The organism is Photobacterium sp. DNB23_23_1, from assembly GCF_052873815.1.
In genome coordinates, this window is record NZ_JBNNXT010000002.1 from 15,273 (window position 1) to 41,953 (window position 26,681).

At 45.3% G+C, this 26,681-nt stretch carries 22 protein-coding genes and 1 tRNA gene; 9 read left to right on the forward strand and 14 right to left on the reverse strand.

Annotated elements, in window-relative coordinates; genetic code table 11:
* Positions 1 to 436 precede the first annotated feature (436 nt).
* The 5 genes from lpxL to ACVA53_RS02010 form a co-directional block, all read right to left on the reverse strand.
* Positions 437 to 1,399: an LpxL/LpxP family Kdo(2)-lipid IV(A) lauroyl/palmitoleoyl acyltransferase gene (gene lpxL, locus ACVA53_RS01990; protein ID WP_255043116.1), complete on the reverse strand. Its 963-nt coding sequence runs from the start codon at positions 1,397 to 1,399 to the stop codon at positions 437 to 439.
* Positions 1,400 to 1,701: 302 nt separating this feature from the next.
* Positions 1,702 to 2,283: a NapC/NirT family cytochrome c gene (locus ACVA53_RS01995; protein WP_255043115.1), complete on the reverse strand. Its 582-nt coding sequence runs from the start codon at positions 2,281 to 2,283 to the stop codon at positions 1,702 to 1,704.
* A 12-nt stretch (positions 2,284 to 2,295) separates the two neighbouring features.
* Positions 2,296 to 2,751, reverse strand: a complete 456-nt coding sequence (locus ACVA53_RS02000) for a nitrate reductase cytochrome c-type subunit (RefSeq protein WP_255043113.1) — start codon at positions 2,749 to 2,751, stop codon at positions 2,296 to 2,298.
* A gap of 10 nt (positions 2,752 to 2,761) precedes the next feature.
* On the reverse strand, positions 2,762 to 5,254 hold the full coding sequence (gene napA, locus ACVA53_RS02005) for a nitrate reductase catalytic subunit NapA (RefSeq protein WP_446504405.1): 2,493 nt from the start codon (positions 5,252 to 5,254) through the stop codon (positions 2,762 to 2,764).
* Positions 5,255 to 5,327: 73 nt separating this feature from the next.
* Positions 5,328 to 5,465, reverse strand: a complete 138-nt coding sequence (locus tag ACVA53_RS02010; protein ID WP_255043111.1) for a periplasmic nitrate reductase, NapE protein — start codon at positions 5,463 to 5,465, stop codon at positions 5,328 to 5,330.
* A gap of 206 nt (positions 5,466 to 5,671) precedes the next feature.
* On the opposite strand from ACVA53_RS02010, the gene ACVA53_RS02015 reads away from it, so the two are divergent.
* Entirely contained in the window at positions 5,672 to 5,965 is a 294-nt protein-coding gene (locus tag ACVA53_RS02015; RefSeq protein ID WP_255043110.1) for a winged helix-turn-helix domain-containing protein, read from the forward strand.
* A gap of 20 nt (positions 5,966 to 5,985) precedes the next feature.
* Here ACVA53_RS02015 and ACVA53_RS02020 read toward each other — a convergent pair whose 3' ends face one another.
* A complete protein-coding gene (locus ACVA53_RS02020) occupies positions 5,986 to 6,339 on the reverse strand; it encodes a YajD family HNH nuclease (RefSeq protein WP_107348817.1) in 354 nt (117 codons plus the stop codon).
* Positions 6,340 to 6,687: 348 nt separating this feature from the next.
* Between ACVA53_RS02020 and ACVA53_RS02025 the strand changes: the two genes are divergently transcribed.
* From ACVA53_RS02025 to ACVA53_RS02040, 4 genes are all read left to right on the forward strand, one after another.
* Positions 6,688 to 7,347 (forward strand): DUF2760 domain-containing protein, encoded by a 660-nt coding sequence (locus tag ACVA53_RS02025; RefSeq protein ID WP_446504406.1) that lies wholly within the window; start codon positions 6,688 to 6,690, stop codon positions 7,345 to 7,347.
* The gene (locus ACVA53_RS02030; RefSeq protein ID WP_446504407.1) at positions 7,347 to 9,182 is read left to right on the forward strand and encodes an Hsp70 family protein; all 1,836 of its coding nucleotides are present in this window, start codon (positions 7,347 to 7,349) and stop codon (positions 9,180 to 9,182) included. Before ACVA53_RS02025 ends, ACVA53_RS02030 begins: the two co-directional genes overlap by 1 nt.
* Positions 9,183 to 9,377: 195 nt before the next feature.
* Complete coding sequence (locus tag ACVA53_RS02035; RefSeq protein WP_446504408.1) at positions 9,378 to 12,212, forward strand: Hsp70 family protein; 2,835 nt, start codon at positions 9,378 to 9,380, stop codon at positions 12,210 to 12,212.
* 107 nt (positions 12,213 to 12,319) lie between these two features.
* Positions 12,320 to 12,523 (forward strand): helix-turn-helix domain-containing protein, encoded by a 204-nt coding sequence (locus ACVA53_RS02040; protein WP_255043106.1) that lies wholly within the window; start codon positions 12,320 to 12,322, stop codon positions 12,521 to 12,523.
* Positions 12,524 to 12,608: 85 nt separating this feature from the next.
* Here the strand turns inward: ACVA53_RS02040 and ACVA53_RS02045 are convergent, their stop codons facing one another.
* From ACVA53_RS02045 to ACVA53_RS02055, 3 genes are all read right to left on the reverse strand, one after another.
* Positions 12,609 to 13,454 (reverse strand): ABC transporter, encoded by an 846-nt coding sequence (locus ACVA53_RS02045; protein ID WP_446504409.1) that lies wholly within the window; start codon positions 13,452 to 13,454, stop codon positions 12,609 to 12,611.
* Positions 13,451 to 14,305 carry an ABC transporter ATP-binding protein gene (locus tag ACVA53_RS02050; protein ID WP_255043104.1) on the reverse strand — a complete coding sequence of 285 codons (855 nt, stop codon included), beginning with the start codon at positions 14,303 to 14,305 and terminating at the stop codon, positions 13,451 to 13,453. The genes ACVA53_RS02045 and ACVA53_RS02050 overlap by 4 nt, the downstream gene beginning before the upstream one ends.
* Positions 14,306 to 14,632: 327 nt before the next feature.
* Complete coding sequence (locus ACVA53_RS02055) at positions 14,633 to 14,962, reverse strand: hypothetical protein (protein ID WP_255043103.1); 330 nt, start codon at positions 14,960 to 14,962, stop codon at positions 14,633 to 14,635.
* 552 nt (positions 14,963 to 15,514) lie between these two features.
* Between ACVA53_RS02055 and ACVA53_RS02060 the strand changes: the two genes are divergently transcribed.
* From ACVA53_RS02060 to ACVA53_RS02070, 3 genes are all read left to right on the forward strand, one after another.
* Positions 15,515 to 15,591 (forward strand) — tRNA-Pro (locus ACVA53_RS02060).
* A 312-nt stretch (positions 15,592 to 15,903) separates the two neighbouring features.
* Complete coding sequence (locus ACVA53_RS02065; protein ID WP_446504456.1) at positions 15,904 to 16,581, forward strand: SanA/YdcF family protein; 678 nt, start codon at positions 15,904 to 15,906, stop codon at positions 16,579 to 16,581.
* Between the two features lie 542 nt (positions 16,582 to 17,123).
* On the forward strand, positions 17,124 to 18,494 hold the full coding sequence (locus ACVA53_RS02070; RefSeq protein ID WP_255043102.1) for an SLC13 family permease: 1,371 nt from the start codon (positions 17,124 to 17,126) through the stop codon (positions 18,492 to 18,494).
* A 241-nt stretch (positions 18,495 to 18,735) separates the two neighbouring features.
* Here the strand turns inward: ACVA53_RS02070 and ACVA53_RS02075 are convergent, their stop codons facing one another.
* Complete coding sequence (locus tag ACVA53_RS02075) at positions 18,736 to 19,716, reverse strand: Gfo/Idh/MocA family protein (protein WP_255043101.1); 981 nt, start codon at positions 19,714 to 19,716, stop codon at positions 18,736 to 18,738.
* A gap of 190 nt (positions 19,717 to 19,906) precedes the next feature.
* Here ACVA53_RS02075 and ACVA53_RS02080 point away from each other — a divergent pair, with 190 nt between their 5' ends.
* Entirely contained in the window at positions 19,907 to 20,977 is a 1,071-nt protein-coding gene (locus tag ACVA53_RS02080) for a beta-ketoacyl-ACP synthase 3 (protein ID WP_446504457.1), read from the forward strand.
* 128 nt (positions 20,978 to 21,105) lie between these two features.
* Here ACVA53_RS02080 and ACVA53_RS02085 read toward each other — a convergent pair whose 3' ends face one another.
* The 4 genes from ACVA53_RS02085 to ACVA53_RS02100 form a co-directional block, all read right to left on the reverse strand.
* Positions 21,106 to 22,353, reverse strand: a complete 1,248-nt coding sequence (locus ACVA53_RS02085) for a DEAD/DEAH box helicase (RefSeq protein ID WP_255043100.1) — start codon at positions 22,351 to 22,353, stop codon at positions 21,106 to 21,108.
* A 145-nt stretch (positions 22,354 to 22,498) separates the two neighbouring features.
* Complete coding sequence (gene nagK / locus ACVA53_RS02090) at positions 22,499 to 23,407, reverse strand: N-acetylglucosamine kinase (RefSeq protein ID WP_255043099.1); 909 nt, start codon at positions 23,405 to 23,407, stop codon at positions 22,499 to 22,501.
* A 187-nt stretch (positions 23,408 to 23,594) separates the two neighbouring features.
* Positions 23,595 to 24,317: a tRNA-uridine aminocarboxypropyltransferase gene (locus ACVA53_RS02095; protein WP_255043098.1), complete on the reverse strand. Its 723-nt coding sequence runs from the start codon at positions 24,315 to 24,317 to the stop codon at positions 23,595 to 23,597.
* Positions 24,318 to 24,394: 77 nt separating this feature from the next.
* A complete protein-coding gene (locus tag ACVA53_RS02100; protein ID WP_446504410.1) occupies positions 24,395 to 26,434 on the reverse strand; it encodes a methyl-accepting chemotaxis protein in 2,040 nt (679 codons plus the stop codon).
* Positions 26,435 to 26,681 lie beyond the last annotated feature (247 nt).

Below are 26,681 nucleotides of genomic sequence, written 5' to 3' on the forward strand. Positions count from 1 at the left end.
TATCCCATTTCTATTTTTATTCCTATATATACCTTTTCCAAGCAATCCAAAGCCGGAAAAAACTATATACGGAATTTATATCGAACGCTGCATTCTATTGCGTGGCGATTGGCTATGCAAGAGGATGAAGTTTTGTACCATTAATTTTCAGTTTACATTAAGCGAAAGGGCAGAGATGAAGCAATAAGGATAACAGACATGCAAAAATGCACGGAAGAGTATGTATAACGAATTGGAATTAGTCTCAAACGACAGGGATGACGCAGAAATGATAAGGCTATTAAATCAGCTTGGTGTTATTCAAATAAAGAAATCGGCTCTGGCGTAGCCTAACCTAATTATAATGGCTGAAACCACTCAAAGTGGTGACTTGAATAAACAAGAGAGGTTTATACCCAAGTACCTTGACGCTACTTGGGTATATTGAATCGCAGGGTTACACTGTGCTTGAATGTAATTCAACCGCTTCTTTACCGTATAGAGATGGCTCGCCTTCCGGGCGTGTTTTAAAACGACGGTGCAGCCACATGTACTGACAAGGTGCGGCAAGAATGGCACTTTCAACCGCTCTGTTAATAACAGCAGCGGCCTGCTCTGGGTCATTACGCGGGAACTCTTCCTGCAACGGCGCTAGAGTTATCACATAATCACCCGAATTATTTTCGCGAACCATTCTAAACGTCATGACTTCGCAGCCACTGTTGTCGACTAACAAACTGGTTCCTGTCGTAGTACAGGCTTTCTCAACAGCAAACAAAGGAGCAAACGTTGAACGCCGGCGGCCATAGTCATGATCAGGTGCATACCATACACGCGATCCTGTGCTCAATGCCTTCAACATCCCTTTGACATCTTTACGATCAATCAATGTTCGGTTGGAGCGGGCTCGTCCTCGGTACTGAACAAAATCAAAACAAGGGTTATTATTCGGGCGGTATATCCCGGTACCTGATTTGTGAATTCCAAACGCGCGTGCCGCGAGTTCTAAATTCAATGAGTGTACAGCAACGAACAGCGCACCTTTGCCTTCTTGCTCAAGCTTTTCGATATGCTCCATGCCCTCTATACGAACATGGCGTTTAACCCTTGCATCCGACCAAAACCATGCCATACCGGTTTCGAACAAGGCTAAACCTGTATTATCTATATTTTTTTTAATGATATCTTTCTTTTCGCGCTCAGCCATTTCTGGAAAGCAAAGATCAAGGTTACGCTCAATCGTAAAACGGCGCTTTTTCATCAGCCCTAGAGCCAAACGGCCAACCCCCTGCCCTAAGCGACGCTGGACAACGTAGGGAAGGCAACTCAGTAAATACATGACTAAGATCAGCAGTAAGGTTGGCCAGTAACGAGGGCTAAGTAGCTTCCAAGAGAAGCGAGGTGCAGCGAATTTGCTCATAAATAATTATCGCAATAGGTAAATTCTAAATAAATTTACCAACTTATAAAAAAACGTAAATGTTGTTGAATCATACGCTGAGCACACTCAAAAACATAGCTAAATTATGTTATATTCACGATTAAATGTTCGCCCCATTCAAAAAAGACAATTTATGATAAACCAATGAAAGTGAACGATGTTTTTTCATTGACAAATTGGCAAAAGAAAGCGGCTAAATATCAACACTTCAATCAGTGTGTCATTTTTAGCCGCTTAGTATAATTAATGAAATTAAGCTCTTTTATTACATAGATTTCACTCTAAAAGCCCTCGACTCCCCTCATATCCGGAAGACGGTGCGCGATCCCTTTATGACAATCTATGCACGTTTTGGACCCATCAGCTAATGAGCTAGAATGCTGTACCGATGCACGCTGAGATTGCTGCGTGAAATCCATATAGCTGAACTCATGGCAGTTCCGACATTCCAGGGAGTCATTTTTCTTCATCCGTGTCCACTCACGCTCAGCCATATGCAGACGCCGGGCTTCGAACTTTTCAGGGGTAGAAATCGCCCCTGTTACCCATGCCCATACTTCCTTTGAAGCCTGCATCTTTCGCGCCATTTTATCTGTCCAGTCGTGTGGAACATGACAGTCTGAACAAATCGCCCTTACCCCTGTACGATTATTAAAGTGGATAGTACCCTGGATCTCCTGATACACGTTGTCTTCATGGCAACTAACACAAAATGGCTCTGAGTTAGTAAATTCCATTCCGGTATTAAACGCACCCCAAAAAATCACACCGGCTATGAAGCCTCCTAATGTCAAAAAACCAAGACTAAAATACTTCGCGGGTGAACGGATGAGCGTCCACCACTTTTTTAACCATTGCCACATACGCTTCCTCCCTTACTTCTCTTGATCGAGCAGCGTATCGAGATCGGTAAATGATGTGCCAACCAATGGCTTAGCATCGGTTTGCACCACATGACACTGCTCGCAGAAATAACGCCGTGGCGACAGCTCTGCAAGGAAGTTACCGTCTCTATCCATATAGTGAGTGACACTGATCATTCTCGCTTGTGTATCTTCTACCCGGCTACGCGCGTGGCAGGCCATACATTTGTTCGCATTCAAATCTACTTGATAGTTATCGATCTTATGTGGGATCAACGGCGGTTGCATTGGATAGCTTCGCTTTGGGATCCTGTCGTTATTAATTGTTTTATTCATTTGCGGTGGCTCAGGTTCTCCATTAAGAGGATATTGACGTGTTGTTGCCAATTCATCCCCCTTGATAACCTCAGTTGCCGCGATCACCAGTCCGGTAAAAAACAATAAAAGTACAGCAAATAGTCTAATCATGGTTGTACCCCTATGCCTTTACCACTTTAACAGCACATTTCTTAAAATCTGTTTGCTTAGAAAGTGGATCGGTGGCATCCAATGTAACCTTGTTGATCAGCTGGCTAGCATCAAACCACGGGACATACACCAACCCTTTAGGGGGCTTGTTCCTACCCCGCGTTTCCACCCGTGTAATAATTTCACCCCGTCGTGAAACCACTTTTACCGCATCGCCACGCCGCATGCCGCGTGATTTAGCGTCTTCAGGATGCATAAAGACCTGTGCGTTAGGGTATGATTTGTGTAACTCAGGCACTCGCCGAGTCATTGACCCTGAATGCCAATGCTCCAAAACACGGCCTGTAGATAGCCACAAGTCATACTCTTCATCAGGACTTTCTGCTGGTGGCTCATATGGCAGAGCGAATATCACTGCTCGGCCATCAGGCTTACCATAAAAATCAAAGTCACTGCCCGGTTTCGCGTAAGGATCAGAACCTTCCTTAAATCGCCACAAGGTTTCCTTGCCATCAACAACAGGCCAACGTAAGCCTCGCTCTTCATGGTAAACATCAAATGGGGCTAAATCATGAGCATGACCGCGACCGAACTGAGCATATTCCTCAAATAACCCTTTTTGAATATAAAAGCCATAATCAGTCGACTCGGCATTGCTGTGACCTTCAGCAATATCTTCCAGTGGGAATTCATTAACTTTATCATTGGCAAACAACACATCAAACAGGGTTTTGTCTTTATAGCCAGGGTTGGAGTCCAGCAACTCTTTTGGCCAAACTTCATCCGTTTTAAAGCGTTTTGAAAACTCAACTAGCTGCCATAGATCTGATTTTGCCTCCCCCGGCGCATCCACCATTTGATGCCAAAGCTGAGTCCTGCGCTCGGCATTACCATACCCTCCTTCCTTTTCTACCCACATAGCCGCCGGTAAGATCAAATCGGCAGCCTGAGCAGTGACTGTAGGGTAGGCATCTGACACAACAATAAAGTTGTCTGGGTTTCGGTAACCCGGCAGGGTTTCTTCATTGATATTGGCGGCAGCTTGCAGGTTATTGTTTACCTGGATCCAATACGCATTGATTTTTCCATCTTTAAGCATCCTGCTTTGCAGCACTGCGTGTGCCCCCACTTTACCCGGAATAGTCCCGTCGGGAAGTTTCCATATTTTTTCGGCAATTTTCCGGTGCTCAGGATTATTGACCACCATATCGGCTGGAAGACGGTGAGAAAAAGTACCAACCTCACGCGCAGTGCCGCATGCCGACGGCTGACCTGTAAGTGAAAAAGGACTGTTTCCCGGCGTAGAAATTTTCCCAGTCAGCAAGTGGATGTTATAAACCAAGTTGTTACACCACACCCCACGTGTATGTTGGTTAAATCCCATCGTCCAAAAAGACATAACCTTGGTATCAGGATCGGCATAGAGTTCGGCTAATTCAATCAGTCTGTTTTGTGGAACGCCCGACATCTCGCTGGCCTTCTCCACCGTGTATTCAGAGACGAAATCTTTGAACTCATCAAATGTCATCGGCTCAGAATCGCCGCTATCTGGGTTTTTCGCCTTTTGCTGAAGGGGATTCTCCGGCCGGAGCCCATAACCAATATCCGTCGCACCCCGGCGGAAGTTCACATGTTTACCAACAAAGCTATGATTCACTTTATCGTTTGTAATGATGTAATTGGCAATGAAGTTAAGGATTGCGAGGTCAGATTGGGGCTCAAATACGATCGGAACATCCGCCAACTCAAAGCTACGATGTTCAAAAGTAGATAACACCGACACTTTCACATGAGGATTTGATAGCCGGCGGTCTGTTACTCTCGTCCAAAGTATTGGGTGCATTTCTGCCATATTAGAGCCCCACAGAACAAAGGCATCGGCAGCTTCAATATCATCATAACAACCCATAGGCTCATCAATACCGAAAGTACGCATGAAACCGACTACCGCCGAGGCCATACAATGCCGAGCATTGGGGTCAATATTATTAGAGCGAAACCCTGCCTTCATCAGTTTGGATGCCGCATAGCCTTCATAAATCGTCCACTGCCCCGAACCGAACATGCCAATCGCTTCTGGGCCTTTTTCTTTCAGCACCGCTTTCCATTTTTCGGCCATGATATCGAAAGCTTGCTCCCAGCTAATGGGAGTAAAATCCCCCTCTTTATCAAACTTCCCATCTTTCATTCTTAACATCGGCTGTGTCAGGCGATCATCACCGTACATTATCTTTGACAGAAAATAGCCCTTTATACAATTAAGTCCACGATTTACAGGCGATTTAATATCACCATGGGTCGCAACCACCTTGTCATCTTTAACCCCAACATTGACAGAACACCCAGTCCCACAAAATCGACAGGGAGCCTTCTCCCAGGTGATATTAGTTTTCTCTGAATCGGTAACCACATTGCTCGCCACAACTGGTATCGACATACCAGCCGCCGCCGCGGCACTGGCTGCAGCCTGCGCCTTTATAAACTTACGCCGAGAAAATTTCATTGCTATCTCACTCAACTATTGCTTCACGGTAAAAAACACTCACAATCACAAGCTTTTGATATTTATATTTTTACTAGCCTGCTAATACCTGCAAAAACCACACAATAAACCCATAGCCGCCGACAACGGCAACAGCAAGAATGGGAAACAGAACAATGGTAATAAAAAGAAAAGCCTTTAGTTCAGAACGGTGCTGGTTAGCATCACTCATCATTAACTCCAATTAGTCTGAATACTTATAACTCTAGCTAGCTTCCGAGAATTTGATAACTTGATGAGATAAAAACCTTCGTTGAGAAAATCTCGTATTTTTTGTGCGGATATTATTGAGTGCAATACGCACAATATTGATGCTAGGGTGATAAGGCAGAATATTGCTTAGTTTGGTATAAACACTGTTTGAAAAGGGGTTATGGAGTGACGATCAGTAAAACGAAATCAAGCTTTTACCGACGGCTATATGTCGCACACCTGATTAATTCAGGGATAGCAACCGTACCAGATATCCTTGAGTATACGGGCATGCCGCGGCGCACAGCTCAAGATACGATCAAGAGCCTTACCGAGCTTGATATTGTGTGTACTTTCAAGCAAACAAAAGGTGAACGCAATCGCAGTGGAAGATATGAAATAGAAAACTGGGGGGCGATCAACAAATTGTGGATCGCCGAGAATATTGCTGAAATCAAATCGGTTCTGAATTACCCATAATCACAGCAAGTTGGTAGCGGTTACTTTTTCTTATCCATCATCGCTTTAAGATCTGCAAATGGATTAAACGTCGCGGCTTGGTGATCATCTTCACCCGCTTTCACCACACTGCCCATCTGGTTGTCGTGCTCAGTATATTTTTCATGTTCATGGTCATGACAAAACAAGCAGAGCAACTCCCAGTTACTACCATCTGCTGGATTGTTGGTATGGTCATGATCGACATGGTGTACTGTTAGTTCACGCAGGTTTGAATAGACAAACTCACGGCTACAACGGCCACACACCCAAGGGTATAGTTTCAGCGCTTTTTCTCGGTAGCCTTGCTCTTGCCGAGCATACGCCGCACTGGTTCCATAAAAATCAGAAGACATTTTCTCACCTAGGATTGATTTTGATTACGTCGCTAGTTTAAAGGATTTCACCATCCAGTGCTGCAAAACAATGGGAAATTCATGAATAGTCTCACTGAATGAAACATTTTGCGCTAAAAATGAAAGATAGGATTGTTCAAAATAACAGGTAAAAGCAGTTTATCATTTTACAAATGGCCAAATGACAGAGTAATGTCAATGTTAATTGGTGCTAAATTAAGCGACAAGACGGCTAAATGCTTAATAGTGGGCAAAAAAATCCCCCCCTTGGGTGTAATGCACCTTGATTATGATAATATTTGCCCTAATTTGTGAATTAAACTCTCATTCATATAGAGAAGACGACATATGGCTTTTGATTTTTCTGAACTAACTGTGGACTTATCGGCAATGCCGACAACGATTGATATGGGCCATGCTTGGCTGGGCGGATTAGTGCTCGTTATGCTGGTACTTTATATCTCGAAGAAAGGTAAACCGGTCGAAGTCGAGAAAGTTGTTGAGAAAGAAGTCGAAAAAATCGTTGAGGTTGAAAAACCTGTCGAGAAAATCATCGAGGTCGAAAAAGTTGTTGAAGTTGAAAAGATCGTAGAAAAGATCGTTGAAGTCAAACCTAAGCTTAAAACATCGACACCAGATGCTGCACTACAACTTCTTTCCCTGCTTCAGCAAGAAGCACGCTTTATTGACTTCATGCAAGAAGATCTCAAAGGTTTCAGCGATGCTGAAATCGGTGCTGCTGCCCGTGTTATTCATGAGGGTGGCCAGAAAGTACTATCCGAATACTTCAGCTTTGCCCCTGTACGTGCCGAAGAAGAAGAAACACGTATTACATTACCAAAAGGCTTCAACGCTTCTGAGGTTCGTCTTACAGGTAATGTTGTTGGCGAAGCACCTTTTACCGGAACCCTAATTCACCGCGGCTGGAAAGTGACCGACGTTAAACTGCCAAAACTGGCTGAAGGTCACGATGCAAAAATTGTTGCCGCCGCTGAGGTAGAACTGTGATGCAAGAAATTCAAGAACACCGTTATAGTGTTGGTATCGACCTTGGTACCACTCACTGCGTATTATCTTATGTTGATCTGCAAGACGAAGACGCTAGCGTCAACGTCATGCCAATTCCTCAACTTACCACCCCTGGCCATGTTGAAGAAAAAAGCCAACTCCCCTCCTTCATGTATCAAGCTCACGAATCTGAGCTTGCAGAGGGTGATACTGCCCTACCATGGTCTGGCCATCCAAATGCGATTGTCGGCGCAATGGCCCGTGGCCTTGGTAGCAAAACCCCTATTCGCTTAATCGCCAGTGCGAAAAGCTGGCTCTGCCACGGTGGTGTGAACCGTCGTGATGCCTTCCTGCCATTAAATAGCCCGGAAGAAGTCGCGAAAGTTTCACCGGTTGAAGCGACCCGCCAATACCTTGCTCACCTTGCTGATGCATGGAACCATCAACACCCAGATACGCCGCTGTTCGAGCAGGACGTTACTATTACCGTACCGGCATCATTCGATCCAGCAGCCCGTGATTTAACGGCAGAAGCAGCTCGTGAAGTCGGCTTCAAGCACATGACATTGCTTGAAGAGCCACAGGCAGCTGTATACAGCTGGCTAAAAAACAACGACGATACTTGGCGTGATCAAGTTTCTGTTGGTGACGTTATTCTGGTTGTCGATATCGGTGGTGGTACCACTGATTTATCTTTGGTTGCAGTGACTGAAGAAGAAGGTAACCTAACGCTAAACCGAGTTGCGGTCGGAGATCATATCCTTCTTGGTGGTGATAACATGGACCTTGCCCTTGCCTACCGCTTGAAGATGAAGCTGGCACAAGAAGGCAAGCAACTTCAGCCATGGCAAATCCAAGCGATCACCCATGCTTGTCGTGATGCCAAAGAAGCCCTACTCGGTGACGCAGAGCTTCAAGCTGTACCCATTGTTGTACCTAGCCGCGGTTCAAAATTGCTTGGCGGCACGCTTCAAACCGAGCTGACCCAAGAAGAAGTACAGCAAACGCTAGTTGAAGGCTTCTTCCCTCGTAACACCATTGAGCAGCATCCAGTTGAGATGCAGCGTGGTGCACTGACTCAAATGGGTCTGCCATATGCTCAAGATGCGGCTGTATCTCGCCATGTCGCTGGCTTCCTGAGCCGTCAATCTTCAGCAGTTGATGAACTGTTTGAAAAATACGACCAACTGCACGAAGGGTTTATCCGACCTACCGCTATCCTATTCAACGGTGGTGTACTGAAGTCAGATTTGCTATCTGAACGTTTGCTTTCCATCATCAACAGCTGGCTAACAACGGCTGACAGCCCGGAAGCAAAACTGCTTGAAGGCCTCGATCTCGACTTGGCAGTTGCCAGCGGTGCGTCTTATTACGGTTCTGTTCGTAAAGGCAAAGGCGTTCGTATCCGTGGTGGTATCGCTAGTAGCTACTATGTGGGTATCGAAAGTGCCATGCCTGCAATCCCTGGTATGGAGCCGCCACTGGAAGCACTCTGTGTTGCCCCTTTCGGTATGGAAGAAGGCACTCATGCCGAGGTTCCAAGCCGCGAATTTGGCTTGGTCATTGGTCAGCCTGTGCAATTCAAATTCTTCGGCTCCACGGTTCGCCGTGATGACCCAGCGGGTACCCACCTTGATTGGTGGCAGCCAGAGGAACTGGAAGAGCTGCCAGCTATTCAGGTAACGCTGCCCGTTTCTGATGGCCGTACAGCAGGCGAAATTGTACCGGTTCGGCTTGCTTCACGCGTGACTGAGCTAGGTACATTTTGCCTTGAGGCCATTCCGACTGATGGTGGCCAAAAGTGGCAAGTCGAATTCGACGTTCGCGAGAAATAACATATTGTTATCATAACAACGGCGCCTAAGGGCGCCGTTTTTTTTAGATGAGAACAATTGGCTAGCAAAAACAATATATTATTGAAATCAAAGATTTGATCCCAAAGATAAAGCCTTCATTAATGCACTTAATGCCCTTTTGGGATACTATCAGAAGCCTTAAAAAGTATTAAAACAACCCGTCTGGAGTAATGCATGACCTCTCCTCGCTTCCTTGTCGGTATTGATCTCGGAACAACTCACACTGTTGTTGCCTACACGCCGATTTCAGATAACCTAGAATCGAGCCCAATCGAGATTTTTGAAATAGACCAACTTATCGCCCCTGGCGAGGTCGCACGTAAACCTCTGCTTCCTTCATTTCGCTACCACCCCGCCACTGGTGAAATTGACCCATCTTTAATGGTACTGCCATGGGATATCGAGCCTGTTGATGGTGATATTCAACATGCTATCGTTGGTGAGCTTGCTAGGGAAATGGGCGCTAAGGTTGAAGGTCGCCAAGTTGTCAGTGCTAAAAGCTGGCTATCACATACCGGCGTCGACAGAACCGAAGCTATTCTCCCTTGGTCGGCTAACAACAGTGTTGAAAAAGTCTCACCGGTCATCGCCAGTGCCAGTTATCTTAACCATGTTCGCCAAGCATGGGATTACCACCACCCAAGTGACAAGCTAAAAGATCAGGAGGTCGTGATCACCGTACCGGCCTCTTTCGACGAAGGGGCACGGGCTTTAACATTGGAAGCCGCCAAACTGGCTGGCTTTGGCGATATTTTACTGCTTGAAGAGCCACAGGCGGTCTGTTACGACTGGTATGCTAAAAACAAAGATCAAGCCGAAGCGCTACTTAAAGATATTCCGTTATTAATGGTCTGTGATGTGGGTGGCGGTACCACCGATCTGAGCTTAATCAAAGTTGGTACCAAGGATGACAAGCTCACACTAGATCGGATCGGTGTGGGTGACCACCTTATGCTGGGTGGGGATAACATTGACCTTGCCCTCGCCCATCTTGCTGAACAGCGTCTTCATGGTGCCAGTAAGAAACTCAGTGCTTCCGGCCTATCTAAGCTCATCCAACAAACCCGTAAAGTCAAAGAGCAACTGCTATCTGGCAACGCCCCTAATACCGCAAAAGTAACGATGTTGGGCAGTGGCTCTCGTTTAATTGGCGGAGCTAAGAGTATTGATATGACTCGCGATGAGGTTCATCAAATCGCACTGGACGGCTTCTTCCCACAAACAGACTTCAGCGATCAGCCAAGTCATCGCCAAGCCGCGGTTATCGAGTTCGGTTTGCCATATGCGGCGGATCCCGCTATCAGCAAACACCTTGCCCAATTCATTGCCTTGCATGATTCAGTGTGCCGAGAATCCCTAAAAAATACCGCCCAGGCACCGACAGCAGAACAACCTGCGATCCCTGTTGCTGTATTGCTTAATGGTGGTGTGTTCAACAGTCCTCTATTGTCTAATCGCGTGCTCGATACTTTCTCTCAGTGGAAAGGTGACAGCGTCACTCAACTTGACAATCCGCACCCCGATCTGGCGGTGGCTTATGGAGCTGTTGCATACGCTAAAGCCCGCCACGGTGCACAGCTTAAAATTGGTGGAGGCTCCGCTCGTTCATTTTTCTTAGTACTTGAGAGCAAAAGACGAGAAAAACAAGGACTCTGTCTGCTGCCCAAAGGTATTGATGAAAGTACCGAAATTCGTTTAAAAGACCGCAAGTTTGCTCTAACGCTCGGTGAGCCCGTACGCTTTAATCTGGTTTCATCCACTGACGATAGCCACACCCAAGCCGGTGAAATCTTTACCATAGATGAAGAAAGCTTTGTTTCGCTCCCGCCTTTCATTGCTACATTAGACAGTGATCGTGATCGTGCAGAGCTTGCAGCCAATCAGAAAGACCGCGAAGAAGTCACCCTTGCCTGTCAGCTTACTGAAGTGGGGACCTTACAGCTAGAGTGTGTCAGCAACCATGATGACAATAAACGCTGGAAAGTAGAATTCGCTATCCGTAAAGATTTAGCCAAACTCCATCGTGAAGGAGATAACGCCACCCTTGCCGAGTCGGCTTTACCTGCTCGCATGGATGATGCCATCGCGCTGGTAAAACAAGCTTATGGCGGAAGTACCAAGAACAATAACCCAAACACCATAAAAACCTTGCGTAGCCAACTTGAGAAAACACTTGGTAAACGGGACAACTGGGAAACGCCTTGTCTAAGAGAGTTAGCGAATTCACTTCTCGATAGCAAGAAACGTCGCCGTCGTTCAGATCTCCATGAAAGGAACTGGCTGAAACTCACAGGCTTTACCATGCGTCCTGGCTTTGGCTACCCGTCTGATGAGTGGCGTATGGAGCAAGTTTGGCAGCTTTACCAACACGGTGTTCAATCCAGCACTAGCACACAAACGTGGAGCGACTGGTGGACATTCTGGCGTCGTATCGCCGGAGGCCTAAACCAAGAACAGCAATTGGTCATTTACAAAGACATTGCGAAATATATCAACCCAGCGGCCAGTCGAAACAGCAAGCTCGCCAAAGAACTGCAAGAACGCAGCTACGAAGATATGGTGCGATTGGCTGCGAGTTTAGAAAATTTGCCATTCGACAAAAAACTCCAGCTTATTGAATGGATTTTCGGCCGCCTACAGAAACCGCAATATTCCCAAGCACACTGGTGGGCTATTGGCCGGATTGCAACGCGTAGTCCTTTCTATGGTAGTGCACATAATTTGCTCACTCCTCAACATGTCGCGTACTGCTTACCAGAGCTGATGGACTTCGACTGGCGCAAGGATCCAAACATCGCTTTTGCCGCTGTAATGATGTCTAGAATGACCGGAGACCGAACTTTAGACATTAACGAAAACGATCGAAATGACGTTATTTTGAAGCTAAAATCCAGCAAAGCGCCAGAAAGTTGGATAGATATGGTATCAACCGTCAAGGTCTTGACAGAGAGTGAAACTAAGCGCGTATTCGGTGATGCACTACCAACAGGATTACGCTTAATCGATTAAGGTTCTGTTAGGGTTCAGCTGGTAATCTCATCAATCATAAATGAGAACTAACTTTTATTCCTAAGAGATTTGCTCTGGGAATGTTTTGCCTAGCGAGTACACAACACATGAACCGTTCACAATACAAAGTTATCGCACAGCGGATTTTTAAATCTGACAATCAACGCATTGCCGTTGAGGCTGTGATCTTCGAAGGCCTATCCAGCTATGAAGCTGAAAAGCGCTTCGACGTACCTAAAGGTACACTTTCACGCAATGTACGTAAATACAAGCGTGAAGTAGAATACCTAAATACGGTAGTAGCGGCGTAGTCAATTCGCTCAAATTGAAAAAAACGGAGAATGGTGACATTCTCCGTTTTTTTATACGTGACTTTTGATACTTGGTGGCAAGCGGCTACATCATACGCAACATATCATCGCGTCCTCTTAACCAGCTACTCAACCAGTACAAGCCAATGCCAATACAGAGCATCACTAGGTGAGAAGCAAAACCGAATTCAGCGAAGACTGCATACGCTGACGAACTCGTCAGTATAGAAAATGGCAGGCCATATATTTCTGATAGTACCGCACCAGCTTCACTTGATCCTGTAGCCTGATACATTGCGACTTTAAATAGGATCACTGTCAGAATCGCTGCCAGCAACGGGTATCGGGTTAACTGCGACAAAGCCATAAGCCCCACACCAATAGGAAAAAGGACAATACTCATTAAAGCTAAGCGGCCAAGAAATTCAACCCCATGGATCAGAAGGTTCACCACTGAAATCCCCCAGCTCACCATCACATCTTGGGGCAGCCACAAGGTCGCCATTACCCAAACAATGATATCAGCCGCCATCATTAAGGCTGCAGCAATTAACGGAATGACAACGAGTGCAAAAACCAATTTAACCGCGATAGCCTGGTAATCTGAAACCGGCATCGAGCGCCAAAATAACAAACTACCTTCTTGTTTCTCTTTACGTAACGTTTTCGGAACATAGATAAAAAACAAGACGAGGTACACAATGCCGGCAACCACTTCGTTAAGCTTCCCGACTAATCCAGCAAACGTTCCTTGTGCGATCCCCCAGTCAATAACCCCCTGGCCACTTGACTGCATAGTAAACGAAACATTGTCACCTTGAATTACAAAGACAAAATTGATGATGGCAAAGGCCAACAATAGAAGTGGTAGGCGAATCACAATACGGTGCTCAATCAGCTCTTTCTCGAGGAGTGTTAACCAAGCTCTCATACTTCCTCCTGCTGCAATGCAATGAACACTTCAGACAAGGAAGGTTCACATACTTCCCCTATCGCAGATAGCTTTTCGGCTTTTACATTGTCAAAAATATACACCGAATCTTTTACCCCTTGTTGTATATATAGGGGTCTTGCCGCTTCGGCTCTACGCTTGTTTTCTTCGCTAACGACGACTTTTTGAAAACGACCTTTAAGTTCATCAACGGCACCGTTCATCACCGTTTTGCCTTTCTTCAAAATTAATAGATCCGTTAAAAGATGAGCGACTTCATCAACTTCATGGCTAGCAATAATCATTGAACGCTCACCTTGGTTGAGCCATTCGACCAACTGATTATAGAAACGCTCTCTGAACATTAAGTCCAAGCCAAGAGTCGGTTCATCCAAAATGAGTAAGCGGACGTCGGCAGACATTATCAATGCCAAATGCAGCTGCACCTTCATTCCTTTTGAAAGGCGGCCAATCTTCGTAGATAATTGGATATCGGTCTGTGATAGGTATTTTGTGGCTAATTCACGATCAAAATTGGGATGGACTCCCGCACTGTATTTAACAATTTGTTTTACTGTCATCCATTCAGGCAGCACGGCAACGTCAGAAAGGTAAGCTAAGTCACGAACAATCGCTACCCGCTCTTTCATTGGTTCATGACCAAAAACACTCAATGTGCCATCATATTCATGCGCGCCGAGCAAGCATTTAATAAGCGATGACTTTCCTGCCCCGTTATGCCCTAAGATGCCTAATACCTGTCCAGGTGCAATTGTAAAACTAACCCCCATCAAAGCACGGAACTTACCATAGCTTTTTCCAAGCTGGTGTGCATTTACCAACGTATCCACTATTTAACCTTTCGCTTATTGTCTATTACTACATAAGCATACTATCAGGTTCACAATAGCCCTAATACACTTTGTTACCTACAAGGTTAGATATGAGTGTGTGAATTTACTGACATTAAGACAGTACACTGCTGAGGGAATATGGCATAAAGAAAATGTGCCAATCAAACAATCGACACATTAAAGAGGTATAGTGAAACCCACTCTCATTACATCAGAGTGTGCATTTCCAAAACAAAACTATGTTTGGGACGCCGTTATATTAACCCTGCAACTTTCTAATTGAATGCAAGTTAATGTCGACAAATAAGAATTCTAAAGGCGGTTTTATTCTTCGATTTTATCAACAAGCTCTTCCGGTTCAACACCGTCTTTTTCCATGAGAGCCAGAATTTCCATCATTCGAACTTGACGGGCCTCATTTTTAAACTCATGAAGAACAGCAATAAGGTTGTTAATTTTGTGCAAAGGCATACGTTTAATCACGGCCTTTTGGCGTCCAGGCACCTCATCAGCGAAATCAATAAGCACTTGTCGATAGTCAACACGCTCTTCTTTTGTTACAACACCTGTTTTCGTATCAACTTTTACAGTTTTCGCTTCAACACTATTAAGCATTGCTGATAACGCTTTTTCAGCAGCTGCAAAGTTATCCATCAATATTACCTCTTAAATTGAATATCATGCATTAAGGCACCCGTTAATTATTGGGCTATTCAAGCAATGTAATGATGATATGCAAATAACATTCAAATGATTTTACCTTGCATCAAGAGCAAGAAATTTTTTTCATATTGGACCACAGTCAATGCAGCACATAGGTTGTCAGAAGCAATGAGTGGCAATCGTTAGGAACTACAAAGGGTAGATGCGCTGATAATACCTCGTGTTAGGATCCTTGTGAACATAAATTTAAGGAATTTATCAAATATTCAGCAAAAAGCAGGGTTTTACTGCATATTGATAGTGTGGACTAGAGAGAACACTTTAGCAAATTAATCCATAGGCCGTCTTTGTATTTATCCATTCTCGCATCCAAGCAACTATCGCTGAACCAAACACCTTGCAGTATCTTAGGTATAGGTAAAGTTTCTAATTAATAATGAGAGGCAGGTATTATTTTTGGACATTTACCCTACTACTTTATAGAACTTGTACTGTAAAATCTCTTTTATCAATTGCTAACATGATGAATACAAAGCCTTTTGGCGGACATTAGCGCAGTTTGGTAGCGCACTACTCTGGGGGAGTAGGGGTCGCTGGTTCGAATCCAGTATGTCCGACCAAAATGTTTTATTCTTCCCATAGCCCACGGTACAGTCGATGCGGTTTCAGAATAAAGCCTGTAATTGACGATGATTTAACACAACACATTCAATGAATTAGGTTAAACTATCCCTACCTGATAACGAGTAAAATTCTCTTACGTTGATTTTTTATGTCAAGCCAAGGTATCTTCAAATATTAGGCGCATCGCTACATTGTTTTAAGCGCTCATAGAAGCACAAGGGATTTAACAAACACATGTATTTTTTCGTTAGCCATAAGCATACAGTATGCCTGGCCTCATTATCCATCACCCTAATAACCAAATCGCTATGAAGCTATTTAATATCATACGCTTAGCTTCAATTTTCTGCATTCTACTCGTATCATCTATTTTGTTGATCGACCGCTGGTTCTCCGATCAAGCCTCGCCTCGTATCTTTGATAACATTCAAGCCACTCCTGCCCGCTCTGTTGGGTTAGTACTAGGTACCAGCAAATATATCGCTAAATCACTCAACCCCTATTACCTGTATCGCATAGATGCTGCTCAACAGTTATATAAAGAAGGGAAAATCAATATTTTGTTACTCAGTGGTGATAATGCCCATCGCTCATACAATGAGCCGTGGACCATGAAGCGTGACTTACTTAAAGCCGGTATACCCAATCAAGATATCGTACTGGATTACGCTGGGTTTCGTACGTTGGACTCTGTGGTAAGGGCAAAGAGTGTTTTCGACGCCAATCATTTTGTCATTATCACCCAACGTTTTCACTGTGAACGAGCATTGTTTATTGCAGATCGTAATGATATTGACGCTATTTGCCTTGCTGTCCCAGAGCCCAAAGGTCTAGCCGGATTAAAGATCCGCACCCGGGAAGTCCTTGCCAGAATCAAGGCTGTTATCGATGTATATATCCTTGACATGCAACCCAAATTTTCCGGCCCTAAAGAACCTATAGAAAAAGAGCCGCTAGAAATTGAAGGTCCTCACCTTCCGAAGTAACGACAGGTGAAGTAATTATTCGTTCGTTTACTTTGTTATAGATGGCTTGGTCGCTGGCTGAGCCTGATTACCTTTTGAAGGTCCATCGAACGACTTAATAAATTTTGCCCTGACATTGCGCACATGTAACTGGGCATCCTGCCTAACGCGCTTTTGAATCCCTTGCTGTTTCATATTTCCTGCCAGATTGGATCAATTGTTCTTCATTGTTTGTTGGAATATGATACATCCAGCATAGGAGCAGGAAAATAGGCATAGACCACCTCTATTTGTCATTTAGAGCAATATCACAAACTGCTGCAACTTACTGCCAGTTCCGCGTCAACATGGCAATTTACTGGCTGTGGCTCCATCAGAAAATGGGTAACTTTATACTCATTCCCACTTTACAGCCTCACACTTCAATCAATCAAAACGTCAAACCACCAACAAATTGACGCATCACGATTAACAAAACAAAAACAACCGGTAACATTTATCTCGAGTCAGCTTAATCCAAAAGATTGCACTAGATAACTATAATCAGATGAAAGGAAACAACGATGACAGCCTTGACGATGACACTACGCAAGTGGCTGTTTGACCGGAACAGTATTATTCTTCTGGCAGACATAGCCCTCTTTACTCTACTTTTGAACACCCTACCTTTTGAGAAAAACGTGGTAGTTGGCCTTAGTATTCTTGCTTTCGTTGCAGTACTTTGGCTAACAGAAGCACTGCACGTTAGCATTACTGCAATTTTGGTCCCCATCCTTGCCGTCGGCTTTGATATATTCCCTACCCCCGCGGCTTTAAGCAATTTTGCCAACCCAATTATCTTCCTATTCTTGGGAGGCTTTGCTCTTGCAGCCGCGCTACATAAACAAGAATTAGATAAGGCTATTGCGGATAAAGTCCTGATTATTGCCCAAGGGCGTATGTCTGTTGCTGTATTTATGTTATTTGGTGTTTCAGCCATGCTGTCAATGTGGATCAGTAACACAGCCACGACAGCCATGATGCTGCCACTTGTCCTTGGCGTATTAAATAAAGTAAATGCCAAAAGTGAACGCAGTACTTACGTATTCGTACTGCTAGGTATTGCCTACTGTGCAAGTATCGGTGGTATAGCTACGGTAGTTGGTAGCCCTCCTAATGCTATCGCAGCAGCGGAAGTTGGCCTGAGCTTTACGGAGTGGATGGCATTTGGTTTACCCGTATCTATTGTGTTGTTACCTATAACGGTTGCCCTGCTTTACTTTGTGTTGAAGCCAAACCTTAACCACACCTTTGAACTTGACCACAAACCTGTCGAATGGAATAACAGCAAACTGGCAACGTTAGTCATTTTTGGCATCACAGTCATGCTTTGGATTCTCAGCAAACCGATCAATGGTATGCTCGGTGGAATTAAAAGTTTTGATACGCTGGTTGCCCTTTCAGCCATCGTCATGCTTGGTGCATCACGCGTGGTTCAGTGGAAAGACATCGAGAAATCTACAGACTGGGGCGTATTGCTTCTGTTCGGTGGTGGTATCTGCCTGAGTAACGTATTAAAAGCCACTGGCACAAGCGTCTTCCTGGCACACAGCCTAAGTGGTTTCCTAGAGCAAGCAGGCCTATTCTTCACTATCTTAGTCATTGCAGGCTTCGTGGTCTTCCTCACCGAATTCGCCAGTAACACCGCAAGTGCAGCGCTATTAGTACCTGTGTTTGCAACGGTCGCCGAGGCGCTAGGCGTTTCACCTGTTATTCTATCTGCCTTAATCGCCGTCGCTGCTTCTTGTGCATTCATGTTACCTGTTGCGACGCCTCCAAATGCCATTGTTTTTGGTTCTGGACACATCAAACAGTCCGACATGATGAAGGTTGGTATATATTTGAACGTGCTTTGCATCGCGGTACTTTCTTCCCTTGCCTACCTGTTCTGGTGATCAAAGCTAAATATAACAAGGGCGGTCAATGGACCGCCCTTTTCGATAAATATGGGTATACCAACTTAGTCGACGAATCTTATACCAATCTGGATAAGTCGTTGATCAAGTATTTGCACTGGAGAAATCGTTGTTATCAAGGCAGATATTTTGTAACTAGTGGCTCTAATTACAAAGTATCTAACGCAGAGAACAGCGATTTTAACCTGCAAGACTGATCAAATATTTATGTAGGTTGGTATCACTGTTCATCTGCAGGAAAACGCACACCTATAATTGCACGTGCTTGCGTTGTAATAGCACTGACTATTTGACTGCGGATTAGCCCCTCGTGACTAACGATACTGGCGTTAAATAAACGGGCAAACTCTTCGGCTTCATAACGCATCGTATTTTCATCTTGCTCAACGGATAAGTCGACTACAGGCTCATCTCGGCGGCACAATTTAACACCACGGCACTGGGAAATGAAATCCACCAACAACGTACCCTGCTCACCTTGTATCTCACTTGCAATAAAGCCATCGCTCACCTTGGAATGGGCAATAGTGACATCGAAGTCTTGATAATGCAGCACCAAAGTTCCATGCGCATCAACACCTGAGTCCAATAAAGACCCCTGTGCCGTCATGCTGCCTGGTTCACCAAAAAGCGCAATAGCACAGCTCAGTGGGTAAACCCCGATGTCCATTATCGAACCATTAGAGAATACCGGGTTAAAGGTGTTAGGGTTCTCACCGTTGAGATACTTTTGGTATCGAGATGAATACTGGCAATACGAAAAGTATACCTTCCGTAGCCGACCTAATTTTGGTAACGCCTTCTTAATGACGTCAAAGTTAGGAACATATGTCGCAACCATAGCTTCAAACAATAGCACTTGTTTTTCCGCAGCAAGAGCAACGAGCTCTTGAACTTCGGTAATATTGGATGCCAACGGCTTTTCGCCAATCACATGTTTGCCCGCATTAATAAATACTTTGGCCTGAGGCGCATGCAGTGAATTAGGGCTGGCAATGTATACCGCATCAATAACATCGCTATTTGCCAGATCATCTAGCGAGTCATAACACTTAACTTGACCATATTTACTGGCGAACTCCGACGCTTTGTCCAGTGTTCGGGAATAAACCGCCGTCAACTGGTAGTGACCGGTTGACAATGCCGCGCTGATAAAGCGATCCGTAATCCAGTTTGTACCGATTACACCCAAACGAATCATTGGTTATATCCTTATGGTTATTGGCTATAGGCCCAAGCTACTTCAACACGTTACTTGGGTATAAGCAGTTTAACAAATACTCATAGCGGACATAACCACAACATCTGAATGTAAGCAGGTTACATGTCTTGTGTTAACAGTCAGTTATGGTTTACTTTGATTAGGTCGAATAATAATGACGAGTGACGCTATGTACTACGCGGAAATTACCGGATGGGGCAAATGCCTCCCTCCAACACAGCTCAGTAATGATGAGCTTAGCCAATTCGTTGAAACATCGGATGAATTGGTTCGAACTCGTACAGGTATCGAGTCTAGGCGAATAAGCCATGTGAATACCTCAGATCTAGCTCGTGTTGCTGGCGCTCGGGCGCTTGCAGCCGCTGGTGTGGATGCATCTGAGTTGGATTTAATCATTATTGCAACTTGCTCTCCTGATACTTTAGTGCCGAATATCGCCTCAAAAGTACAGCTCGATCTGGGGGCAATCAAAGCGGCTGCCTTTGATATGAATGCGGCTTGCACCGGGTTTCTTTATGGTCTGGAAACGGCAACCAAAATGATTCAGGCTGGTAACTATCAGCATGTTCTGGTGGTTGGTGCTGAACGCCTTTCATGGTATCTAGACTGGAGTCAGCGCGACACTGCTGTATTATTTGGTGACGGAGCGGGAGCTGCAGTCTTAAGCCGTTCAACGCAACATTCAGGACTGCTTGATGCACAATTGGGCTGTGACCCTGAAGGAAGAGATGTTCTCGCCATCCCTGAATTTGGTACGGCTATGGATCGTTTCAACCCTGACGCAGGGCACTTTGCCTTTAACTTTGTTGGCCGGGAAATTTTCCGACGCGCAGTACGTGGCATGGGTACCGCTGCGAACACCGTGTTACAGCGTGCGAACTTAACCCAAGACGACATTGATATTGTCATTCCCCATCAGGCAAACCAACGCATAATTGAAGCGCTGTGCGACCATGCAGGTATCCCGCAAGACAAAGCCTTCATCAATATCCATAAATACGGTAATACATCGGCGGCCACTGTGCCTATCGCACTATGCGAAGCCGTCGAGCAAGGACGAATAAAACCTGGCGATACCATTTTATCGGCCGCATTTGGTGCCGGCCTGACTTGGGGGGCGGCAGTCATTAAATGGGGGCAACGTGTCACTCCCGTTCACAAGACGGAAATAGCGCTACCAGATTGCCACCAAACAGCGACTGAATTACTCGAGAACGCGATCAAACACTGCAAAAAGTAACTCTGTACCTAAGTTACCTCAAGGTACAGGATATAGAAACCCCGTTAGCCTATTGAGTACCCTTCCTAACACAAAAAAGCACCACTATAAGTGATGCTTTTTTTGTTGCAAAAACATGCTTACTATTGCTAATTCCGAGTACGATTACGACCCCGGTTTTTGTGGATTTGGGATTTCGCCTTAGCCCGGCGCTTATCACTTGAACGGCCACGACGGCGATTTTCAGGCGGCTCGTAGCTAGGGTCTGGTTCATACCCTTCTAGCCATTGCTGGGGCAATCTTGTATCGAGTAGCTCTTCAATAGCACGCAGTGCCCACTCTTCATCAAGGCTCATCAGAGAGATAGCATGTCCTGTTTGCCCTGCTCGGCCTGTACGGCCGATTCGGTGTACATAATCTTCGGCTTTGAACGGCATCTCATAATTGATGACATACTCCAGCTGTTCAATATCAATACCGCGAGCTGCGACATCCGTTGCAACCAAAACTCTCGCTTTACCTGACTTAAAGTCATCCAGAGCACGCTGGCGTGCCCCTTGGCTCTTATCACCGTTGATAGACACGGCCTTGATGCCATCTTTGCCAAGCTCTTTGGCAAGTGCATCCGATCCCTGTCTGGTTTTAGTAAACACTAACACTTGCTGCCAGTTTCTAGAGCCAATGAGGTAAGCCAGCAATTCGCTTTTACGGTGTTTGTCGACTGGATATACCATTTGTTCAACAGTAACCGCCGTACTGTTACTTGGCGTTACTTCGATCAGCTTAGGGTCATCCAAAATATCAAAAGCGAGCTTTTTCACTTGTTTACCAAATGTCGCAGAGAAGAACGCGGTCTGGCGATCGACACGCATCCGCTTAAGGATACGCTTGATGTCATCAATGAAACCCATGTCCAGCATGCGATCAGCTTCATCCAGAACCAGGTAGCTGACCTTACTGAGATCAACCGTACGTACATGTGCATGATCAAGCAGTCGCCCTGGTGTCGCGACAAGAATATCAACCCCAGACTCCAACGCTTTTACCTGCACTTTCATACTGGTTCCACCATAAGCAACGGCAACCTTCAACGGTGTATTTTTTGCGTATAACGATAAGCTGTCAAAAACCTGCTGTGCGAGTTCTCGGGTAGGTGTCAATATCAACGCTTTAACCTGCTTAGTTTCAGTGTCAACATCACTTTCTAGTAAACGGTGGATCAACGGAAGCCCAAAAGCAGCAGTCTTTCCGGTCCCCGTTTGAGCACCAGCCAACACATCGTGACCTGCTAATATTTCGGGGATAGCCTGAAGCTGTACTGGTGTTGGCTGTTCAAAACCGAGTGAAGAAACGTTTTCGACGAGTTGGTGATTCAACCCCAGCGATTGGAAAGACATGCAAAATACCGACAATTTTCAAAAGAGGCGGGATTTTAACAAAAAAGCGGGTGAAGTGTGAAACGATAAAAAAGCACCGCCGAGCGGTGCTTTTGAATTAGCGAATAGTAACGGCCGTTTTACCCAACTAACTTGGGTATCTATCTTACTTAATATTCAGGAATGCAGCACCGCGAACACCGCCGGAATCACCGTGTTTTGCTTTGATGATCTTAGGGCACTTCGCCACAGACAGTAGATACTTAGGAATGCGCTTAGGCATCTCTTCATAAATCAATTCAAAATTTGAAAGGCCACCACCCAGTGCTACAACATGTGGGTCGGTTGCAGTAAATAGGTTAGCAAAACAGATAGCAAGTAGCTCCATAAAACGCTCTACGTGCTCAACAGCTTTAGCTTCGCCTTCCGCATGGGCTTTGATGATCTCAATCGCTTTCTTTTCTTCACCGTAATAATGCGCATACAGCAGTTCGAAACCACGACCAGACAAGTAACTATCTAAACAACCTTTCTTGTCACACCCACAGCCAAGCAGTGGCGCATTGTCACCTAAATGGAACCATGCATCAAGTGGGAGTCGGGTATGGCCTACTTCACCTGCAACATGGTTACGGCCTGAGAACACCTTACCTTCGTAAATAAAGCCGCCACCAAAACCGGTGCCCAAAATCAAGCCTAATACTGAAGGCTCATCTTGTAGCTCTTCATCCCACGCTTCAGATAGTGCGAAGCAGTTTGCATCGTTTTCAATTTTGACCGAACGACCAATTTTCGCTTCAAGATCTTTACGTAGCGGCTTGCCTTTTGCTGCTGGCACGTTAACGGTGAGAACAGTACCGTCATCGGCATCTTCCATTCCTGGTAGACCTAAACCGATAGTGCCCTCGCAACCATACTCTGCATCGTATTTATTGACCAGACTTGCGATAGTCTCAACTAACAGCTCATAGTCGCCAGTCGGGGTTGGCACACGCTCTGTGGCTACTCGCTCAAGTTTTTCGTTAAACGCGCCAAACTCAATTTTGGTTCCACCCACATCAAAGCCGTAGTACATCCTGCACTCCAAAAAATAGTAAAAAAACGAAACTGAAAAAATTATCCACATAACTACACCTACAGACTGTGACGAGGTGCAGATTTAGCAGGGTGGTATGGTGCTACCTATCGCGTTTGCTGAAAGAAACATCAATAAATGTCATAATTAGAAGACAATGCAATACTCTTTTACATTCGACGTGCAGTTATGCATAGGTTCCCATGTACTCATGTAACTGGCTGATTGCATTGTCGTCTGGTAATACACGGTTCATCTTGCCAATCATGTAGCTCTCGCGAAACACATCGAACCACAAATCCAATACATCGGCATTTTTCTGCTCACCATAGAGATCAACAATACGAGCTGCGACTTCAGCGGTCCCTAACTGATTTTCTTTAGAGGCTTCACGTACCTTGTAGCGAGAGGGCTTCTCCGGATTGATAGACAGTACCGGGAACTGGTTCAAGTAAGGGCTCTTGCGAAACATCTTCTTAGCTTCAGCCCAGCTGCCGTCGAGCATGATAAACAGTGGTCGCTTATCTGACTCAATCTCAACTCGCTCAGCAACACGCTCAGGAGCCGCATACTCAGCAGGAAAAACGACATATGGCTGCCACTGTGGGTCTTCCACTAAGGCAAGCATCTCAGAGTTCGGCTCAGTCCGTGACCAAATGAAGGCATAGGTATCTTCAAACAAGTCGGCTATCAAGCGGCCTGTGTTGCTTGGCTTGAGAACCTCGTCGTCATACATCACCAACAAAAAGGCGGCGTTGGATGAAATTTCCGGCTTGCTGGAGCAAATACACAAATGCTTGCGTAACATACAGAATAAGCAGCGCTCTACTTTACCGCCGCGGGCTAGGAACGGACGAGTAGAACGAGCAAGGCGCTCATCATATAACTTATGAACAGCATGGATACGCATAGAAAGCTTCACCTAAAAACCAAAAACGCCAGCATTCTACTGGCGTTTGTATACCCAAGCTAGCTCAAAATTCACTTTCAGGACTGTAATCGGTACTTAGATAGCAAGTCCTGCTGCTTGTGCGCAACATCCGATACCCTACCAGCCTGTTCCACCAGCGTCTTGAGTTCTCGGCTATTGGTTTGAGCTTGCAACGACACCTGCTCAACACTGTATCCTACTTCAATGGATGCATTTTCTTGCTGCTGCGTGGCGGCCGAAATCGCAATGACCTTGTCACTGATACTCACAACAATTGATTTTATTTGGTGGATTGAAGCCTGAACCTCACTGCTTAAATCAATTGATGATGTCATCTCTTCCCGGCTGACGACCATTGCATCGTTTACATCTTTCGCTGCTCGGTGAAGCTCGCTAATGGTGTTTCGGATTGAAGCGGTTTGCATATTGGTTTCACTGGCGAGTTTACGAACTTCATCGGCAACAACAGCAAATCCCCTGCCCTGTTCACCCGCACGGGCTGCTTCTATCGCAGCATTCAACGCCAGTAAATTGGTATTGTCTGCAATAGCACTGATCAACGCCACGACTTCGGTAATTTTATCAACGTGGCTATCTAATTCTTTCATGCGTGTTTCGTTAACAGCAAACCGTTCATCCAGCATGCGCAGACGAGACGTACTTTCATCGATAATATCCACCCCCTGCTGGGCCATATCGTTAGCTTGCTTGGCTTCATGCTCTGACTCTTGGGTACTAGCAACAATTTCTTTAATTGATACCTCAAGCTGAGTGATAGCAGTCGCGATAGCTGCCAGCTCGTCACTTTGTTCTTTAATCGCAATTCGGGATTGAGACGCTGCTTTCTGGCTGGTTTCCGAGGCCGTACTTAGCTGGTGGCTGTTCTCGACCAACTGGCCGATTGTTTGGCTGTTGTTGAAGTTAGATTGATTAAGCAAGCCACCCAATACAGCAAACTCTTTAGGTGCATCCTGCGTTGCCTTAGCGGTTAGATCCCCCTTACTCGTTGCCTCAACCACTCGGTCAATTTTTTGTAGTGAACGTTTCACAGATTGACTAATCCAAGCACTGGAAAGCACAGCAACCACCAAGCCCGCGATGCTGAAAGTAATGAACAATGTCATCGCATTTTCGCTGGCTTGTATAACTCCGTTTTCTCCTTGTTCCACCAAGCTATTGGCACCATCAGTTAGCGTATTAATCTGGTTAGCCATTGATGCTATTTGTTGCTGGGCATTTTGTACTTTGGCAGCTTGCTCTTCCTGCAGGGCCAGGGTATCAAGCTGCAAGGCGACAATACCAGAATCTTCATACAACGCTTTCACCATGGTGAACGGTACAACGATACTGGTGTACTCAGAAAGACTCGCATCAAGGCGGTTCATTTCTCGCCAAGCATAATTCATACCCGATAAATTGGTACTTTGCAGGCTATGAACAAGCCCTTCGGCCTTCGACAGATCTCGCTCCATCATCAACGCCATTAAGTGACTGGCCATTTCCAACGAATGATTGACAAAATTGGAGACATGATTGATGCCGTCAAGATTTGTGGCAAAGATCTCCGAACCAACACGGTTCATCTCTGCCCTTACCGATGACACAGCATAGTTCATCATAGCCTTGTCTGACTCAATCTTACTTTGATTGACTAAGATATCTTGTTGAGATTGGTAAAGAGTGGCCGCAGCAGCCCCGGTCAGCTCAGCTTGAGAACTCAGTGTTCGAATATCATTGATCAACCAACCGAGTTGATTTTCTTCGGCTAACCGCTGCAGCTCACTCAAGGCGATGCTCATCACTTGTTGCTCTTCATTGAATGCCTGATGAGCAATATCAAGCTCTTCAACTGATGAGCTATTGATCATTTCACCAAGTCGTTGAGCTGACTGCAAAGAGGCCCGAACAATAACACTGCTATTCATTGTTACAGGTAACGCTTGATGACTCAGCACCTCAAATTCTCGTGCGACATTTTTTAGGCCGTTATTCCCAAAGTAGGAAAGTAAGCCGCCAGTTGCGACCAACAACACAAAGACAATTTGAATTGAGGCAACGATGGAGAGACGCGATTTGCCCCGCAGCTGGTTTTTCATTCTGATCATATCCCTGATTGAGTTCAGCCAGTATCATGGTGTTATATGTCAACCGCAAAACAGAAACGTAATAATTTCATGTCACTAGGGGTTAACCATTTCGATGACAAACTTACTTAACAAATATGACAGTTAGATTTCAATTGTCAGTTTCGTCAATAAAATCAATGGACATAACAGTAAACATTACCGTATAGGCCGCTTAATACTGGGGAGGGATATAATTGCAGCGGCGTAAAACACAAAA